This window comes from Amycolatopsis vancoresmycina, from assembly GCF_000716785.1.
GTDB lineage: Bacteria > Actinomycetota > Actinomycetes > Mycobacteriales > Pseudonocardiaceae > Amycolatopsis > Amycolatopsis vancoresmycina.
Map to the genome: position 1 here is coordinate 387287 of NZ_JNYY01000014.1, position 17033 is coordinate 404319.

General features: G+C 71.1%; 15 protein-coding genes. 10 read left to right on the forward strand and 5 right to left on the reverse strand.

Features of this window, described 5'->3' with window-relative positions:
* Nucleotides 1–2: 2 nt before the first annotated feature.
* Entirely contained in the window at nucleotides 3–680 is a 678-nt protein-coding gene (locus OO60_RS30995; protein ID WP_033262681.1) for an MBL fold metallo-hydrolase, read from the reverse strand.
* 109 nt (nucleotides 681–789) lie between these two features.
* On the opposite strand from OO60_RS30995, the gene OO60_RS31000 reads away from it, so the two are divergent.
* Nucleotides 790–1995: an acyltransferase family protein gene (locus OO60_RS31000; protein ID WP_004558774.1), complete on the forward strand. Its 1206-nt coding sequence runs from the start codon at nucleotides 790–792 to the stop codon at nucleotides 1993–1995.
* 88 nt (nucleotides 1996–2083) lie between these two features.
* Nucleotides 2084–4945 (forward strand): excinuclease ABC subunit UvrA, encoded by a 2862-nt coding sequence (uvrA, locus tag OO60_RS31005; RefSeq protein ID WP_004558775.1) that lies wholly within the window; start codon nucleotides 2084–2086, stop codon nucleotides 4943–4945.
* Between the two features lie 3 nt (nucleotides 4946–4948).
* Here uvrA and OO60_RS31010 read toward each other — a convergent pair whose 3' ends face one another.
* Nucleotides 4949–5485: a fibronectin type III domain-containing protein gene (locus tag OO60_RS31010; RefSeq protein ID WP_004558776.1), complete on the reverse strand. Its 537-nt coding sequence runs from the start codon at nucleotides 5483–5485 to the stop codon at nucleotides 4949–4951.
* 225 nt (nucleotides 5486–5710) lie between these two features.
* Here OO60_RS31010 and OO60_RS31015 point away from each other — a divergent pair, with 225 nt between their 5' ends.
* The 4 genes from OO60_RS31015 (at nucleotide 5711) to OO60_RS31030 (ending at nucleotide 8069) form a co-directional block, all read left to right on the forward strand.
* A complete protein-coding gene (locus tag OO60_RS31015) occupies nucleotides 5711–6214 on the forward strand; it encodes a lipoprotein (RefSeq protein ID WP_004558777.1) in 504 nt (167 codons plus the stop codon).
* 145 nt (nucleotides 6215–6359) lie between these two features.
* Nucleotides 6360–6911 (forward strand): sigma-70 family RNA polymerase sigma factor, encoded by a 552-nt coding sequence (locus OO60_RS31020; protein ID WP_026469270.1) that lies wholly within the window; start codon nucleotides 6360–6362, stop codon nucleotides 6909–6911.
* Entirely contained in the window at nucleotides 6908–7624 is a 717-nt protein-coding gene (locus tag OO60_RS31025) for an anti-sigma factor family protein (RefSeq protein ID WP_004558779.1), read from the forward strand. Before OO60_RS31020 ends, OO60_RS31025 begins: the two co-directional genes overlap by 4 nt.
* Before the next feature lies 1 nt (nucleotide 7625).
* Nucleotides 7626–8069, forward strand: coding sequence for an SRPBCC family protein (locus tag OO60_RS31030; protein WP_004558780.1), 444 nt, complete (start codon nucleotides 7626–7628; stop codon nucleotides 8067–8069).
* Here OO60_RS31030 and OO60_RS31035 read toward each other — a convergent pair.
* On the reverse strand, nucleotides 8057–9490 hold the full coding sequence (locus tag OO60_RS31035) for a DHA2 family efflux MFS transporter permease subunit (RefSeq protein ID WP_004558781.1): 1434 nt from the start codon (nucleotides 9488–9490) through the stop codon (nucleotides 8057–8059). The two genes, OO60_RS31030 and OO60_RS31035, sit on opposite strands and share 13 nt — an antisense overlap.
* Before the next feature lie 103 nt (nucleotides 9491–9593).
* Here OO60_RS31035 and OO60_RS31040 point away from each other — a divergent pair, with 103 nt between their 5' ends.
* Entirely contained in the window at nucleotides 9594–9989 is a 396-nt protein-coding gene (locus OO60_RS31040) for a winged helix-turn-helix transcriptional regulator (protein ID WP_004558782.1), read from the forward strand.
* Nucleotides 9990–10089: 100 nt separating this feature from the next.
* On the opposite strand, the gene OO60_RS31045 is transcribed toward OO60_RS31040, so the two are convergent.
* The gene (locus tag OO60_RS31045; RefSeq protein ID WP_004558783.1) at nucleotides 10090–11433 is read right to left on the reverse strand and encodes a C4-dicarboxylate transporter DctA; all 1344 of its coding nucleotides are present in this window, start codon (nucleotides 11431–11433) and stop codon (nucleotides 10090–10092) included.
* Between the two features lie 89 nt (nucleotides 11434–11522).
* Between OO60_RS31045 and OO60_RS31050 the strand changes: the two genes are divergently transcribed.
* The 3 genes from OO60_RS31050 to OO60_RS31060 all read left to right on the forward strand — a co-directional run bounded on the left by OO60_RS31050 (nucleotide 11523) and on the right by OO60_RS31060 (nucleotide 15664).
* Entirely contained in the window at nucleotides 11523–13163 is a 1641-nt protein-coding gene (locus OO60_RS31050) for an ATP-binding protein (RefSeq protein WP_004558784.1), read from the forward strand.
* Nucleotides 13160–13828 (forward strand): response regulator, encoded by a 669-nt coding sequence (locus tag OO60_RS31055; RefSeq protein ID WP_004558785.1) that lies wholly within the window; start codon nucleotides 13160–13162, stop codon nucleotides 13826–13828. The genes OO60_RS31050 and OO60_RS31055 overlap by 4 nt, the downstream gene beginning before the upstream one ends.
* A gap of 93 nt (nucleotides 13829–13921) precedes the next feature.
* Nucleotides 13922–15664, forward strand: coding sequence for a M64 family metallopeptidase (locus OO60_RS31060; protein ID WP_033262683.1), 1743 nt, complete (start codon nucleotides 13922–13924; stop codon nucleotides 15662–15664).
* Here OO60_RS31060 and OO60_RS31065 read toward each other — a convergent pair whose 3' ends face one another.
* Complete coding sequence (locus tag OO60_RS31065) at nucleotides 15665–17032, reverse strand: beta-N-acetylhexosaminidase (protein ID WP_081655996.1); 1368 nt, start codon at nucleotides 17030–17032, stop codon at nucleotides 15665–15667.
* Nucleotide 17033 lies beyond the last annotated feature (1 nt).

The following is a 17033-nucleotide window of genomic DNA, read 5'->3' on the forward strand; positions in this document are numbered from 1 at the left end:
GCTCACCAGCCGCGCTCGCGCCATTCGCCGAGCTTCGGCCGCTCCGCACCCAGCGTCGAGTCGTCCCCGTGTCCCGGGTAGAACCACGTCTCATCCGGCAGCTCGTCGAAAATCCGCGAAGACACATCGTCCAGCAGCGACGTGAAGTTCTCCGGCGACGAAGTCTTCCCCACCCCACCCGGGAACAGCGAGTCCCCGGTGAAGAGGTGCGGATACCCGGCCGGGTCCCGGTACAGCAGCGCGATCGACCCCGGCGTGTGCCCCCTCAGGTGGATCACCGACAACGTGACCTCGCCCACCGTCAGCGTGTCCCCGTGCTCGACCAGGAAGTCCGGCGGTACCGGCAACGGCTCTGCGTCCAGCGGGTGGGCCGCCGTGTTCGCGCCGTTCGCGCCCGCCACTGCGCCCAGGGCTTGCCAGTGGTCCTGGTGCTGGTGCGTCGTCACGACCGTGCGAAGCGACGGGCGGTCCGGGCCGTGGCCGATCAGGTCCGAGATGCGGTCCGGGTCGTTCGCCGCGTCGATCAGCAGGGCCTCGTTCGTCGCGCGGCACACCAGGAGGTACGCGTTGTTGTCCATCGGGCCGACGGACAGCTTGGTGATGGTCAGCGCGTCCAGGGTGCGGCGGGTGGCGTCGCCGCCCGGGTCGACGTGCCCGGTGTAGGTCTCCGCGATGTTCACCGTGCACACGGTAGTCGTTTCGTTCCAACCTGTTCCACCCGCACAAGCGGCCGCGCGCCGCGGCACGTAGGCTCGTCGCGAACCCGTCAGCCCCGACCTCAGGACGACCGTGCCCACCTCCCCGACGCCGCGCCGGATCAGCTGGGACCTCCTCCGGGTCGTCGCCGTCGTCGCGGTCGTCCTCGGGCACGTCACCCACCAGGGTGCGCTCCTGCACCCCGAGCTCACGGGGTACCCCTTCCGGGTGACAGCGCAGTTCGGTGCCGCGATCCTGCTGGTGATCTCCGCCTTCTTCGTTTGCGCCAGCCTCCGCAAGGGCAATCCGCGCCGGTGGCTCTGGAACCGCGTTGCGCGCCTGGTGCCGGCGTACCTCGTCGCCGTCCTGCTGACCTACGTCGTCACGCGCTGGGCCGCCATCTCCTTCAGCGGCCTGCCCTACCCGCCCGGCGTCACCGGGTTCCTCTTCGGCGTGCCGCAGGGCCCGCCGACGGACCCCTCGCCGTGGTACATCCCGACCTGGCTGGACCTGCTCGCCAACCTCGGCATGGTGCAGGAATGGGGCATCCGGTCGGAGACGTTCTACTACCTGGACGGCTCCTACTGGACCCTGCCGGTGCAGCTGATGGCCTTCACCGGCGCCGCCCTGCTGTGGCCGCGGTCATGGCGCACGCACCGGCTGACCGTCGCGCTGCTGTGGTCCTTGATCCTCGTCCCGCTCGCGCTGCGCTTCCTCGTCTTCCCGCCGGGCACGGCGAGCCCGGTCGTCGAGACCTTCTACTACGGCCTCGGCCTGCACCGGCTGCACGTGTTCGCCATCGGCGTCGCGATCTGGCTCTGGGCGCAGCGACGCCTGAAGACCTGGCACATCGGACTCTTCGTCATCGCCGCCGTGGCCGCGCAGGACCTGCAGGTCTTCCCGTTCCACGTCGCCCTGCCGCAGGACGCGCAGCGCTGGCCGTCCACGATCGGGTTCGCCGTGCTTCTCCTGCTGGTCTGCCTGGCCGCCCGCGGCCCGGACTGGCGGTTCCCCGGGCTGGCCCGGATCGCCCCGGCCGTCACCTGGCTCGCGGGCATCTCGTATGGTCTTTACCTGGTGCACCAGGAACTGGGTTACGTCCTGGCGCGCGCCCTGCTCGACCTCGGCCTCCCCGGCTGGCTGCGGCTCCCCGTCGTCGCCGGCGCCGCCGTGCTGGCCGGCTGGGCGGTCACCGCGGGGGTCGAACGCCCGGCCCACCGGTGGCTCACCAGACGTCGAAAGCCCGAAGAACCGCAGGTCAAGGACGCGGAACCCGTTTTTGTCGGTGGTGGCTCGTAGCATGGATCGCGGCCACCCGTGCAGCCTGAGCCAGGCGCAAAACCGGGTGCGCGACCGCAGCTGAAGAAGACATTGAGAGGACCCTGGCGTGGCTGATCGCCTCGTTGTTCGCGGTGCCCGCGAGCACAACCTCCGCGGCGTGGATCTCGACCTGCCCCGCGACAGCCTGATCGTGTTCACCGGCCTGTCCGGGTCGGGGAAGTCGAGCCTCGCCTTCGACACCATCTTCGCCGAAGGGCAGCGCCGCTACGTCGAGTCGCTCTCGGCGTACGCCCGGCAGTTCCTCGGGCAGATGGACAAGCCGGACGTCGACTTCATCGAGGGCCTCTCGCCCGCGGTGTCGATCGACCAGAAGTCGACCTCGCGCAACCCGCGTTCCACCGTGGGCACGATCACCGAGGTCTACGACTACCTGCGCCTGCTCTACGCCCGCGCCGGCAAGGCGCACTGCCCGACGTGCGGCGAGCCGATCAGCAAGCAGACCCCGCAGCAGATCGTCGACCAGGTGCTCGCCATGGCGGAGGGCACCCGGTTCCAGGTGCTCGCGCCGGTGGTGCGCGGGCGCAAGGGCGAGTACGTCGACCTGTTCGAGAACCTGCAGCAGCAGGGCTACGCGCGCGTGGTCGTGGACGGCACGGTCCACGCGCTCACGGACCCGCCGAAGCTGAAGAAGCAGGAGAAGCACCAGATCGGCGTGGTGATCGACCGCCTGACCGTGAAGGCGGCTTCGCGGCAGCGGCTCACCGACTCGGTCGAGACGGCGCTGCGGCTGGCCGACGGCCTGATCGAGCTCGAGTTCGTCGACCTCCCCGAAGGTGACCCGCACCGCATCCGCGGCTTCTCCGAGAACCTGGCCTGCCCGAACGGCCACCCGCTGGCGATCGAGGACCTCGAGCCGCGCTCGTTCTCCTTCAACTCGCCCTACGGCGCCTGCCCCGAGTGCACCGGCATCGGCATCCGCAAGGAGGTCGACCCGGAACTGGTGGTCCCGGACGACGAGCTGTCCCTGGCCGAGGGCGCGATCGCGCCGTGGTCGGGCGGCCAGAGCGCGGACTACTTCATCCGCCTGCTCGAGTCGCTGTCGGAGACCATCGGCTTCCGGATGGACACGCCGTGGCGGCGGCTGCCCGCGCGCGCCCAGAAGGCGGTGCTGCACGGCGTCGACGAGCAGGTCCACGTCCGCTACAAGAACCGCTACGGCCGCCAGCGCTCGTACTACGCGAACTTCGAGGGCGTCATCCCGTTCCTCGAGCGGCGCCAGGAGCAGACCGAGTCCGAGTACATGCGCGAGCGGTACGAGGGCTACATGCGCGAGGTGCCGTGCCCGGCCTGCCAGGGCACCCGGCTCAAGCCGGAGATCCTCGCGGTGACGCTGCAGCACAAGACCCGCGGCGACATGTCCATCGCCGAGGTCTGCGCGCTGTCCATCGCGGAGGCGTCGCAGTTCCTCGACGAGCTGGAGCTGGGGCAGCGCGAGGCGATGATCGCCGGCGCGGTGCTCAAGGAGATCCAGGCCCGCCTGCGCTTCCTGCTCGACGTCGGCCTGACGTACCTGTCGCTCGACCGCGCGTCCGCCACTCTTTCGGGTGGTGAAGCGCAGCGCATCCGGCTCGCGACGCAGATCGGGTCCGGCCTGGTCGGCGTGCTGTACGTGCTGGACGAGCCGTCGATCGGCCTGCACCAGCGCGACAACCACCGGCTGATCGAGACGCTGACCCGGCTGCGCAACCTCGGCAACACGCTGATCGTCGTCGAGCACGACGAGGACACCATCCGCTCCAGCGACTGGGTGGTCGACATCGGCCCGGGTGCCGGCGAGCACGGCGGCCACATCGTCCACAGTGGACCGTACAAGAAGCTGCTCAAGAGCAAGGAGTCGCTGACCGGGCAGTACCTGTCCGGCCGGCGCAAGATCGACATCCCGGCGATCCGGCGGCCGATCGACAAGAAGCGGCAGCTGACCGTCGTCGGCGCGCGCGAGCACAACCTGCGCGGGCTGGACGTCTCGTTCCCGCTCGGCTGCCTGGTCTCGGTCACCGGCGTGTCCGGCTCGGGCAAGTCGACGCTGGTCAACGACATCCTCGCGACGGTGCTGGCGAACAAGCTCAACGGCGCCCGCCAGGTGCCGGGCCGCCACACCCGGGTGAACGGCCTGAACAACGTCGACAAGCTGGTGCGCGTCGACCAGTCGCCGATCGGGCGGACCCCGCGGTCCAACCCGGCCACCTACACCGGCGTCTGGGACCACGTCCGCAAGCTGTTCGCCGCGACCACCGAGGCCAAGGTGCGCGGCTACCAGCAGGGCCGGTTCTCGTTCAACGTCAAGGGCGGCCGCTGCGAGGCGTGCGCCGGCGACGGCACGATCAAGATCGAGATGAACTTCCTGCCGGACGTCTACGTCCCGTGCGAGGTCTGCAAGGGCGCCCGGTACAACCGGGAGACCCTCGAGGTGCACTACAAGGGCAAGACCGTCTCGGACGTGCTCGACATGCCCATCGAGGAGGCCGCGGAGTTCTTCGAGCCGATCAAGGCCATCCACCGCCACCTGCAGACGCTGGTGGACGTCGGCCTCGGCTACGTCCGGCTCGGCCAGCCCGCGCCGACGCTGTCCGGCGGTGAGGCGCAGCGCGTCAAGCTGGCCAGCGAGCTGCAGAAGCGGTCGACCGGCAAGACGGTGTACATCCTCGACGAGCCGACCACCGGTCTGCACTTCGAGGACATCAACAAGCTGATCGGCGTGATCAACGGCCTGGTCGACAAGGGCAACTCGGTGATCGTGATCGAGCACAACCTCGACGTGATCAAGACCTCCGACTGGATCATCGACATGGGTCCCGAGGGCGGCAACGGCGGCGGCACGGTCGTCGCCGAGGGCACGCCGGAGCACATCGCCGAGGTCGAGGAGAGCTACACGGGCCAGTTCCTGCGGACGGTGCTCGCGGGGGAGTGACGGCTACCGCTCCTTCCCGGTGGTCTGGTGGACCACCGGGGAGAGCGGGCCGTAGTGCAGCGCCCGGATCCGGTAGGCCGAGTTCTCCTCGCCGGGCAGGAGCGACAGGGCGCACGTCGTCGCGTTCGGGTCGGTCACCTCGACCGGGTCGAAGTCCGGCGCGCCCGGCCGGCGGATCTCCAGCAGGAACCCGGCTTCGTCGCTCCACCGGTCGGCCCACGTGAACGTCGCCGTGTCGCCCGAGATCGCCGTGTGCAGGTCCGTCGAGACCGGGCCGGTGTAGGGCTGCTCGCGGTAGTAGAACGGCGTCTCCGGGATCAGGTCCGGGTGGTGGTAGCTCGTCACGTGCGGGGCCAGGAACCGCAGCGTCGTCCACGGCCCGGCCGGGTCGTTCGCGTACTCGACGCGGTGCCCGGCGTCGTCGTCCGGCCAGCTCAGCACGACGTCCGTGGGCGAGGTCAGGGTCGCCGTGAAGGCCGGCGCGGCCGCGGAACAGCCCGCGGCCAGCAGCGCCACCAGGACGAGGGGTTTGACGGGCACGGCGGCCTCCCGGCACGGGCAGGGGCGGCGGTGCGGACGTGATCAGCTTAGGAAGCGCGCCCGCACGGCGACAAGATCGTGCCGATCACCGGGACCCACCAATCCGCCGCCGAACCGGCACCGAACGGCCCGAAACAAGGCTGAACCGTTTCCCGCACCCGTCCGTGTCTCCAGGTGTCGAGGTCCGCCGGACGGCGGTGCCGCCCTCACCGAGGAGAGAACGTCATGAACCGTATCCGGCCGGTGGTCGTCAGCGCGCTGGCGCTGGTCGCCGTCGCCTCGTTGTCCGCCTGCGGTGACATGGCCGATGGCGCGCAAGGGCCGCAACACGGCCAGCCGGGGCACAAGATGCTCCAGGTCGCCACGGTCAACGGCGTGGGCGCGGTGGTCACCGACGCCGACGGCAAGACGCTCTACCGGTTCGACAAGGACGTCTCCTCGCCGCCGACCTCCAACTGCGACGGCGACTGCACCAAGTCGTGGCTGCCGATGCTCGCCGGGGTGGCCACGCCGATGCTCAAGGGCATCCAGGACACCCAGGTGGGCACCGCGACCCGCAAGGACGGCAGCAAGCAGATCACGCTCAACGGCTGGCCCCTGTACGAGTACGCGGGCGACAAGGCGGCGGGCGACATGAACGGCCAGGGCGCGAACGGCACGTGGTTCGCCGTCGCCCCGGACGGCAGCAAGATCACCGCGGGCGGCAAGGCCGGCGGGGCAGGGTCCTGACGGACGACGGTTTCCGGGCAGAACGAGGAAGGACGGGCAGCCGATGAACACCATGGTCGCGCTGCGCTCGGCGCACGCACCGCCGGTGGAGCTGAGGGTTGCAGTACTGTCCTCGCCGACTCAGAACACCGTCGGGAGGACGAGGGTGGCCATAGGAGGCAGGCGGCCTAAGAAGGCCAAAGGCGAAGACCTGATTCGGCAGCTGTACGCCGAACACGGGCGAAGCCTGCTGGCCTACGCGACGAGGCTGACCGGGGATCGGGCGGCGGCCGAGGACGTGGTCCAGGAGACGCTCGTCCGTGCGTGGAAACACGCGGACGACTTGCAGAACGACGGAAAAGGCTCGGTGCGCGGCTGGTTGCTGACCGTCGCGCGCAACCTGGTCACCGACCGGGCACGGGCGCGGGCGGCGCGGCCACAAGAGGTGGCCGAACCGGCCGAAGGCGTGCCGACCCCGGCCGTCGAGCGGGACCACGCCCAGGGCGTGGTCGACTCGATGACCGTGCTCGGGGCGATGGACGGGTTGTCCAACGAGCATCGAGAGGTCCTGGTGGAGATCTACTACCGGGGACGGACGGTGGCCGAAGCGGCGAGAACACTGGGCGTCGCACCCGGTACCGTGAAATCAAGGTCGTACTACGCACTAAGAGCACTCAGAGCAGCGATGATTTCGAGCGGAACGGAGGTGGCGCGATGAACTCGGTGGACGAGAGTCACACGCAGCTCGGCGCGTACGCCCTCGGCGCGCTCGACCCGAACGAGGCAGCCGACTTCGAGCGGCGGCACCTGCAGACCTGCGCGCAGTGCCGGTTCGACCTCAACGAGCTCGTGGCCCTGCGCGACTCGCTCGACGAGGTACCGCCCGAGGCGTTCCTCGACGGGCCGCCCGAGGGTGGGGACCTGCTGCTGCAGAAGACCCTGCGCCGGGTGCGCGACGAGGAAGAACGCGTGGCTCCGGCCCGCTCCGGCGGACGCCGGGGCCTGGCCCTGGTCGCGGCGGCGGTGCTGGTGGTGGCCGCGCTCGGCGGCGGGATCCTGGTGGGACGGCAGACCGGCGGGGGCAGCGAGCCCCTCGCGATCCCCGCGCCGCCGACCGACGTTCCCGGTACGAAGAGCGTCGAAGGGCGCGATCCGACCACCGGCGTGCAGCTGGCGGCCTCGGTGAGCCCGTTCCAGGGCTGGGTCCGGGTCAACGTCGCCGTGAAGGGCGTCAAGGCCGGGGAACAGTGCCTGCTGCAGGTCGTCACGAAGGAAGGCCAGGCGGTCACCGCGGGCAGCTGGAAGGTGTCCGAGAAGTGGGAGAGTTCGGGCTTCTCGCTCGACGGGTCCGCTCTGGTGGCGCCGGACGACGTGAAGTCGGTCGACATCGTCACGGTGGACGGCCGGAAGCTGGTCTCGGCCCAGGTGTGACGTGACGGGTGCGCGCTACCGGTTCCGCAGCACGTGGCTGCTGCCGGGAACCGCGCCCGAGCGGGTGTTCGGCGTGGTCACCGACCTCGCCGGCTACCCGAGGTGGTGGTCGGACGTCCGCGTGGTGCGCCGCGTGGACGACGACACCGCCGAGCTCATTTGCCGGTCCCGGCTGCCGTTCCGGATCACCGTCCGGATGCACCGGGACCACCAGGACGAGCGCACGGGCCTGATGCGGGTCAGGCTCAGCGGCGACCTCGACGGGGTACTGGCCGGTGCGGTCCGCGCGGCGGGCGCGGGCACACTGCTGGAGATCACCCAGGACGTCCAGGCCCGCAAGGAGTTGCTGCGGCGCTTCGACACGGTGGCCCGGCCGCTGTTCCGCGCGAACCACGCGCTGATGATGCGGCGGGGCCACCGTGGGCTTTCCTCCTACTTGGCCTGACCGGCGGTGCAGACCTCCGGCTCGGTGACCGCGACGGAACCAGCATCAGCAGCGCGGGCTCGGCGGGCCAGAACCACTCCGCCCAGTACGACCGCCGCGATCAGGAAGCCCGCGCTCACCCCGTAGGCGAGCCGGAAACCGGCCGCCAGAGCTTCGCGGTGGTCCAGCCCGCTCGAGCTTTCCGTCCGGGACGCCGCCACCGCGGCCAGCACCGCCGTCCCGATCGCCGCTCCCACCTGCTGGGTCGTGTTAATCAGTCCCGACGCCACCCCCGCGTCCGCGGCCGGGACGTCCGCCATCGCCAGGCCCATCAGCGCCGGGATGGCCACGCCGGCGCCGAGGCCCATCAGCAGCAGCGGCGGCAGTACGCCGGCGAAGTACGAGCCTGACACCCGGGTGAGCAGCAGCAGGCCGGCGACCACCAGGCCGAGGCCCGACAGCAGCACGGCCCGCGGCCCGAACCGCGTCGCGAGCCGGTCCGCGAACCCGAGCGACGCGACCGCGATCACCAGCGGCACCGGCAGGAACGCGACGCCGGTGCGCAGCGCGTCCAGGCCCAGCACCTGCTGCAGGTACAACGCCGTGACGAACTGGAAGCCCAGCATCCCGGCGACCATCAGCACCATCACGACGTTGGCGCCGGTCACCGCGCGGATCCGGAACAGCCGCAGCGGCAGCAGCGGCGTGCGCGCCTTCGCCTGCCGCACCGCGAACGCCACGAGCAGCACGACGGCCGCGGCCACCGCGCCCCACGACGACGCCGAAATGCCGTACACGCCGAGCATCACGGCCGCGGTGACCAGCACGGCGCCGAGCACGTCCAGGCCCGCCCGCAGACCCGTTCCGCGGTCCGGCGAGACCACCCGGACGGCCAGCAGTAGCGCGGCCACGCCGATCGGCAGGTTGACGTAGAACGTCCAGTGCCAGTTCAGCGCCTGCGTCAGCGCGCCGCCCGCGATGAGCCCGATCGACGCGCCCGCCGCCTGCGTGAAGCTGTAGACGCCGATCGCCTTCGCCCGGGCCCGCGGCTCGGGGTACATCGTGACGATCATCCCCAGCACCACGGCGGACGCGAGCGCGCCGCCGACACCCTGCGCGAACCGCGCCACGACCAGGACACCCGCGTCCGCGGCCAGCCCGGCGACCAGCGACGCCAGCGTGAACAGGCTCAGCCCGCCGAGGAAGACGCGACGGCGGCCGATCAGGTCGCCGAGCCGGCCGGAGATCAGGAGCAGCCCGCCGAAGGCGACCAGGTAGGCGGTGAAGACCCAGGACAGCCCGGCGGCCGTGAAGCCGAGGTCGGCCTGGATGGCGGGCAGCGCCACCGCGACGATGCTGCTGTCCAGCACGACCATCAGCGACGCGGCGCACAGCACCGCCAGCGCGAGGCCGCGGGAGCGGGTGGGGTGGTTCTCGGCCATGTCAGGCCCCTCCAGTCGAGATTCCCCTGGTCGTCGCCAGGGCACTTCTTGTAACAGTGCCCATCATGTGTGACCATGGGTTCCCGCGTAAGGAGGCACTTCCATGTCCCAGGGGAACATCGGTGTACCCGTCCAGGTCACCGAGATCGACCCGGAGAAACTCGACGTCTGCACCGTGCTGGAGGTCATCAACCGGATCAGCGGCAAGTGGGCGATCGGCATCCTCCTGGAGGCCATCCGCGGCCCCGTGCGGTTCACCGAGCTGGAACGCGCGGTCGAGGGGATCAGCCGCCGGATGCTGACGCTGACCCTGCGCAACCTCGAGCGGGACGGCCTCCTGCGCCGCACGATCTACCCGACCGTCCCGCCGCGCGTGGAGTACGAGGCCACGGCGATGGCGAAGGAGCTGTACCAGTCGCTGAACGGCCTGCTCGGCTGGGCGGAGCAGCACCGCGACGACATCGCGGCCGCGCGCGTCGCCTACGACGCCGCCTCCTGAAGACGTGGAACGGGCCGCGGTGCGAGGTCGGGGGGGACTCGCACCGCGGCCCGCGGTGGCTCGTGCTCAGCGGGGGCAGTGAGCACGAACGTTCAGGGGATCACCTCGCCAAGGCTTCCTCGGGTTCGGGTTCGCGCTCCTCGTCGATCAAGGTGGCCTCGTCGAACGGCGCGGTACCGGCGAACACCCGTTCCGCCTGCTCCCGGTCGAACTCCTTCGTCCAGTTCCCGATGAGGACGGTCGCGACGGCGTTGCCCGCGAAGTTCGTCAGCGCGCGGGCCTCGGACATGAACCGGTCGATGCCGAGGATGAAGCCGACGCCGTTGACCAGTTCCGGCCGGTGCGACTGCAGGCCGCTGGCCAGGGTCGCGATGCCGGAGCCGCTGACGCCGGCGGCGCCCTTCGACGCGATGATCATGAACACCAGCAGGCCGATCTGCGCGCCGATCGAGAGCGGCTCGTCCTGGGCCGCGGCGATGAACAGCGTCGCCATGGTCAGGTAGATCGCCGTGCCGTCCAGGTTGAACGAGTACCCGGTGGGCACGGTGATGCCGACGACCGACTTGCCGACGCCGAGGTGCTCCATCTTCGCGATCAGCCGCGGCAGCGCCGACTCCGACGACGACGTCGACAGGATCAGCAGGAACTCGCGGCCGAGGTAGCGCAGCAGGTGCCAGATGTTGACCCGGGCACCGAGCCACAGCACCAGGCCGAGGACGACGAACACGAACACCAGGCAGGTCGCGTAGAAGCCGATCATGATCACGGCGAGGCTCTTCAGCGCGGCCCAGCCGGTCGCGCCGACCACGGCGGCGATCGCGCCGAACGCACCGATCGGGGCGGCCCACATGATCATCGCCAGCACCCGGAAGACCAGGCGCTGGATGTGCTCGACGCCGCGCAGGATCGGCGCGCCCTTCGGGCCCAGCTTCTGCAGCGCGAAGCCGACGAGCAGGGCGACGAGCAGCGTCTGCAGGACCTGGCCTTCGGTGAAGGCGGACACGAACGTCTTCGGGATGATGTGGAGCAGGAAGTCGACCGGGCCCTCGGAGCCGGTGGCGGACTTCTGGACGCTCTTCACGTCGGCGGGGTTCAGGTGCAGGCCCTCGCCCGGGTGCAGCAGGTTGCCGACGACCAGGCCGATGGCGAGCGCGAACGTCGACATCACGATGAAGTAGACCAGCGCCATGATGCCGACCTTGCCGACCTTCGCCGCCTTGGCGACCGAGCCGACACCGATCACGATGGTGCAGAAGATGATCGGCGAGATCATCATCTTGATCAGGTTGACGAACCCGTCGCCCAGCGGCTTGAGGCCCTTGGCGAAACCGGGGAAGAGAAAACCCACCAGGATCCCGAGCAGGACCGCGACGATCACGGCCAGGTACAGGTAGTGAGTCTTGTCGCGGCGGCGCGGCGCCGCGTCGGGGGTCGGTGTAGGCACCGTTGCCTCCAGCTAGGGGTGTCCAGGTTGCGGCACACTGTAGGCGCAGTTCGGTGATCCGGCTCACTTGTGTTCATTGAGTTCGTGTGATGATCGCACCGTCCCGTTCGGACACCGGCGGGCGCGTGTGCTGGTATGAGGAGGTGCCCCCGACGTTGCGGTCCCGCTGGAGCCTGGCCCGCCAGCTGCTCGTGCTGCAGCTCGCGGTGCTCTGCGTGCTGGCCGGCGCCGGGATCACCTTCGCCTACCTCGACGCGCAGCGGGCGGTGGGCGAGAACGCGCGCGACCAGGTCCGCGTGGTCGCCGTGACGGTCGCCGACGAGCCGGGTGTCGTGGCGGCGGTGGGGACGCCGGACCCGAGCGCGGTGCTCCAGCCGCTGGCGCAGCGCGTGAAGGACCACACCCACGTCGACTTCATCACGATCATGAGCCCGGCCGGGATCCGCTACACCCACCCGAATCCGGCGCTGATCGGGCAGCACTACATCGGCAACATCGCCAAGCCGCAGCACGGCGAGGAGTTCACCGAGACCTACACCGGCTCGCTCGGCCCGTCGGTGCGCACGGTCGTCCCGGTATTCGACGCCGGCCACCGGGTGGTCGCGCTGGTCGCGGTCGGGATCACCGTCGCCGCCATCTCGGCCGAGCTGCGCGAACGGCTGTGGCCGCTGTTCGGCGTCGCCGGCGCGGTGCTGCTGGTCGGGGCGCTGGGCGGCTGGCTGATCAGCGCCCGGCTGCGGCGCCAGACCCGCGGCGTCGCGCCGGACGAGCTGAGCAACCTGTTCGAGTACCACGAAGCCGTGCTGCATTCCGTGCGCGAAGGCGTGCTGCTCGTCGGCCGCGACGGGCGGATCGGCCTCTGCAACGACGGCGCCCGCACGCTCCTCGGGCTCGACGCCGACCCGGTCGGGCGTGAACTGGCTTCGCTGGGCCTGCCCGACGGGCTCGCCGAAGCGTTCACGTCGGCGGAAAACCGCGCCGAGGAACTGCACCTGACGGACTCGCGCGTGCTGCTGGTGAGCACGTCCGCCGTCCGCTCGGGCGGCCGCGCGCAGGGCACCGTCGTCGTCCTGCGCGACCACACCGAACTGCAGACGCTCACCGGCGAGCTGACCACCGCCCGCGGGCTCGCGGAGGCCCTGCGGTCGCAGGCGCACGAGGCGGCGAACCGGCTGCACACGGTGGTTTCCCTGGTGGAGATCGGCAAACCCGAGCAGGCCGTCGAGTTCGCCACCGCCGAGCTGGCCCTGGCGCAGGAGCTGACCGACCGGGTCGTCGGTGCCGTCGCCGAACCGGTGCTCGCCGCGCTGCTGCTGGGCAAGGCCGCGGAGGCGAGCGAACGCGGGGTCGAGCTGACGGTCACCCCGGACACCGTGATCGACGACGTCTCGCTCGGCGTCGAGGCCCGCGACCTGGTGACGATCCTCGGCAACCTGATCGACAACGGCCTCGACGCGGCCGTGCGCGGCACCGGTCACCCGAAGGTCGTGGTCACCGCCCGCACCGGCGACGACGGGCTGCTGCTGCGCGTCGCCGACACCGGGCCCGGCGTGCCCGAGGGCGCCGACGTGTTCCGCCGCGGCTGGTCGACGAAGGCGGAAGACGGCCACGGCCTCGGCCTGGCCCTCGTCGGGCAGGCGGTGCGCCGCTACGGCGGCACGGTCGACGTCGGCCGGGACGGGGGCGCGGTGTTCACCGTGCGGCTGCCGCGGCAGGAGGCGGACCGGTGATCCGGGTCCTGGTGGTGGAGGACGAGCCGGTGGCCGCCGAGGCGCACCGCGTGTACGTGGAACGGCTCCCGGGCTTCTCGGTGGCGGGGGTCGTCCACTCCGGCGGCGACGCGCTGCGCTTCTGCGAACGCGAGCCGGTCGACCTGGTGCTGCTCGACTTCTACCTGCCGGACACGCACGGCCTGGCGGTCTGCCGCTCGCTGCGCGCGGCCGGCCTGCCGATCGACGTCATCGCCGTGACGTCGGCGCGCGACCTCGGCCTGGTCAAGGCGGCGGTGTCGGTCGGCGTGGTGCAGTACCTGCTCAAGCCGTTCACCTTCGCGACCCTGCGGGAAAAACTGGAGCGCTACGCGGAATTCCGCGACGCGTCCGGCGAGGTCACCGGCCAGGCGGAGATCGACCGCGCCCTCGGCGCGCTGCGCACGACCGAGCAGCCCCCGCTGCCGAAGGGCATGAGCGTCCAGACCCTGGAGGCGATCACCGACGCCCTTTCCGGCGCGGCGGACGGGCTTTCGGCGGGCGCGGCGGCGAGTGCGATCGGCGCGTCCCGCGTCACCGCCCGGCGGTATCTGGAGTACTTGGCGGACAACGGCATGGCCCACCGCGAGCCGCACTACGGCCAGGTCGGCCGGCCGGAGGTCTGGTACCGCCTGACCCGCGTATAACGGTCTACACCTCCGCGTCTGCGACTTCCGGCGGTTCCGGCGGCGCTTCCCGTGCGGTACACCGGGAAGATCACCGACCAGGGGAGTGCCGCCATGCGGAAGTGGGCCGGGTTCGTCGCAGCGCTCGTGCTGTCGTTCGGGGTCGCCGTCCCCGCGTACGCCGGCGAGCCGGCGGGGACCGTGACCGAGGTGCAGGTGACCGGGCCGGTCGCGCAGCGGTTCAACCTCGTCGTCCTCGGGGACGGCTACACCGCCGCCGAGCAGCCGAAGTTCTTCGCCGACGTCCAGCGGCACGTCAGCACGCTGTGGTCGCTCGAGCCGTTCAAGTCCTACCGCAGCTACTTCAACGTCTACGCGGTGTCGATCGCCTCGCCCGAGTCCGGTGTGGACTGTGACCCTTCGCTCGGCGCGCCACGCCGGAACACCCCGCTGGACATGGGTTTCTGGGGCGGCTGCAACCCGCAGAGCGTGCAGCGGCTGCTGACCGTCGACGACGCGGCCGCGCAGCGGTACGCCGATCTCGTGCCCGGCACGACCCAGGCGAACCGCCAGATCCTCGCGCTGGGCAACAGCAGCACCTACGGCGGCGCGGGCGGTACGTACGCGACGGCGTCCGGCGGAAACGCGTTGTCCGCGCTCATCTCGCCGCACGAGCTGGGCCACTCGCTCGGCGGCCTCGACGACGAGTACGACTACTACGCGCGCAACGTCCCGGGTGGCGCCTACGAGGGCGGCGAGCCGGACTCGATCCACCACACGCTGCTGACCGAACAGCAGATGCGCGCCCAGCACGCGAAGTGGTGGCGCTGGCTGGGCGAGCCGAGCGAGGCCGGCGGCACGATCGGCCGCTTCGAAGGCGGCTTGTACACCCAGACCGGCGTGTGGCGGCCGAGCGCGCACTCGATGATGAAGACCCTCGGCTACGCGTTCGACCAGGTCGGCCGCGAGCGGATGACCCAGCGGATCTCGGCGAAGGTCCCGCTCGTCGGCGGCGGCACCCCGGCGGGCACGATCGGCGCGGACCGGGTGGTCTGGGTGCGCCCGATGCACCCGGTCGACCACCGCCTGGACGTGACGTGGACCCTGGACGGCAAGAGGCTGCCCGGTCGTGACGCGGTGGACCTGCGTGCCGCGCACGTGAAGCCCGGCCGCCACACGCTGACGGCCACGGTGACCGACCCGACCTCGTTCGTCCGCGACCCGGCGGCCCGCCCGACGGCCACCCGGACGTGGACGGTCGACACGGCGGTGACCACCCCGCCGTCCGGAGGACCGGCGGTCGTGGCGTCGACCTCGTTGCCGGTGGGCGGGCACGACGTGGTGTACGTCGAGACGGGCGAGCCGACCGGTTCGATCCCGGAGGTCTTCTGGTCCCTCGACGGCCGCTACGCCGGAACCGGCACCGACCACGCGCTCAACCTCTCCCGCGGCACGCACACCCTGACGGCGACCACCGGGGGCACGACGGTGACCTGGACGGTGGACGCCACCGGCCCGGCGACGACGGCGGAGCTGCCGCCGGGCGGGGTGTACCACGGCTCGTTCACGATGCGGCTGACGTCACCGGACGGTATGCCGGAGTTCCGCGTGGACGGCGACGGCTGGCACAAGTACTACGGCTGGCCGACGGACCCGGACGCACCGTACGTGTTCACGCCCCGCGGCACGGAGATCGACGGCCTGGCGTACGGAAACCTGGGCTCGGGCGGCCTGACGGTGTCCCCGTTCGCCGAGCGGACGCCGGGGTACGGCACCCACCGCATCGAGTACCGCTCGATCGACGCGGCCGGCAACGTGGGTCCGGCGAAGGCGGTGACGGTGACGCTGCTGCCGTGATCAGCGCGGCCGCCCCGGCACGCCCGGCCGCGTCTGCCAGGGGTGCGGCCCGTCCAGCGGCCGGTACTCCACGCCCAGCGCGTCCAGCCGCGGCAGGTGGTGGTCCCGCAACCGCGGCAGGAACTCCGCGTAGTCCCGCGACCCGCTGCTCCACGCCACCTCCGCGAACGCCGACAGCCGCGGGAACGCCATGTAGTCCACCCGCCGGACGCTGTCCAGGTGCTCGCTCCACACCTGCGCCTGGACACCGCGCAGCCGCGGGCCGGTGAGCGCCGGTTCGTACGTGTACACGTCCTCCAGGGTGTGGACCCAGCCGACCGGGATCGGTTCGCCGGGATCAGGAGACTGCCGGTGGTCCAGGTACACGTGCTGCTCCGGGCACATCACCACGTCGTGCCCGGCCGAAGCCGCCCGGACACCCGCCTCCTCGTTCTGCCACGAGCCGATCACCATCGGGGGGAGGCCGTCGATGTCGAGGACCTCGTCCCAGCCCATCGGCGTCCGGCCGCGGGCCACCAGGTGCTCGGCCAGCTGCCGGACGAACGCGCGGTGTTCGTCGGTCGCGCCCGGCGTCTCGTCGCCGCCGAGTGCGATGACCGGGGACGGGAAGATCTCCAGCAGGTGGTCGAACACCGTGCGGAAGAAGTCCAAAGTGGACGCCGTCGGCGAAAGCAGCGAAGTGCTGATACCCCAGGAAGTCCAGACTTCGTAGGACGACGACGTTCCCAGCGAAGGATAGGCCGCCAGCGCCGCCCGTGCGTGGCCGGGGATGTCGATCTCCGGCACCACCGTGATCGCGCGCGCCGACGCGTACGCCACGATTTCCCGCAGGTCGTCGCCGGTGTAGCACCCGCCGTGCGGACGGCCGTCCTGTTCGCCACCGCTGCCCACCATCGACGACGGCCGCCAGCCGCCCACCGACGTCAGCCGGGGGTACTCCGGGACCTCGAAGCGCCAGCCCTGGTCGTCGGTGAGGTGCAGGTTCAGCACGTTCAGCTTGTGCGCGGCCAGCAGGTCGACGAACCGGAGCACCTCGGCCTTCGTCCGGAAGTGCCGGGCGACGTCGAGCAGGCACCCGCGCCACCCGAACCGCGGGTGGTCCTCGACGACCCCGCACGGCACTGACGCGGGCGCGAACCCGGCCACCCGGAACGCGGCCGGCCCTGCCAGCTGCCGCAATGTCTCCCGCCCGTAGACCTCCCCGGCGGCGTCCGCCACCTCCAGAACCACACCGGTGGGCGAGATGGTGAGGCGGTAGCCCTCCGGCGGCAGGGAAGCCGTCCGGACGTCCACTGTGGACGGCCACGGGCACGTTCCCGGCGCGGGAGTCACCGAGACCGGGCGGGGGAGCAGGGTGTCGAAAGCCATG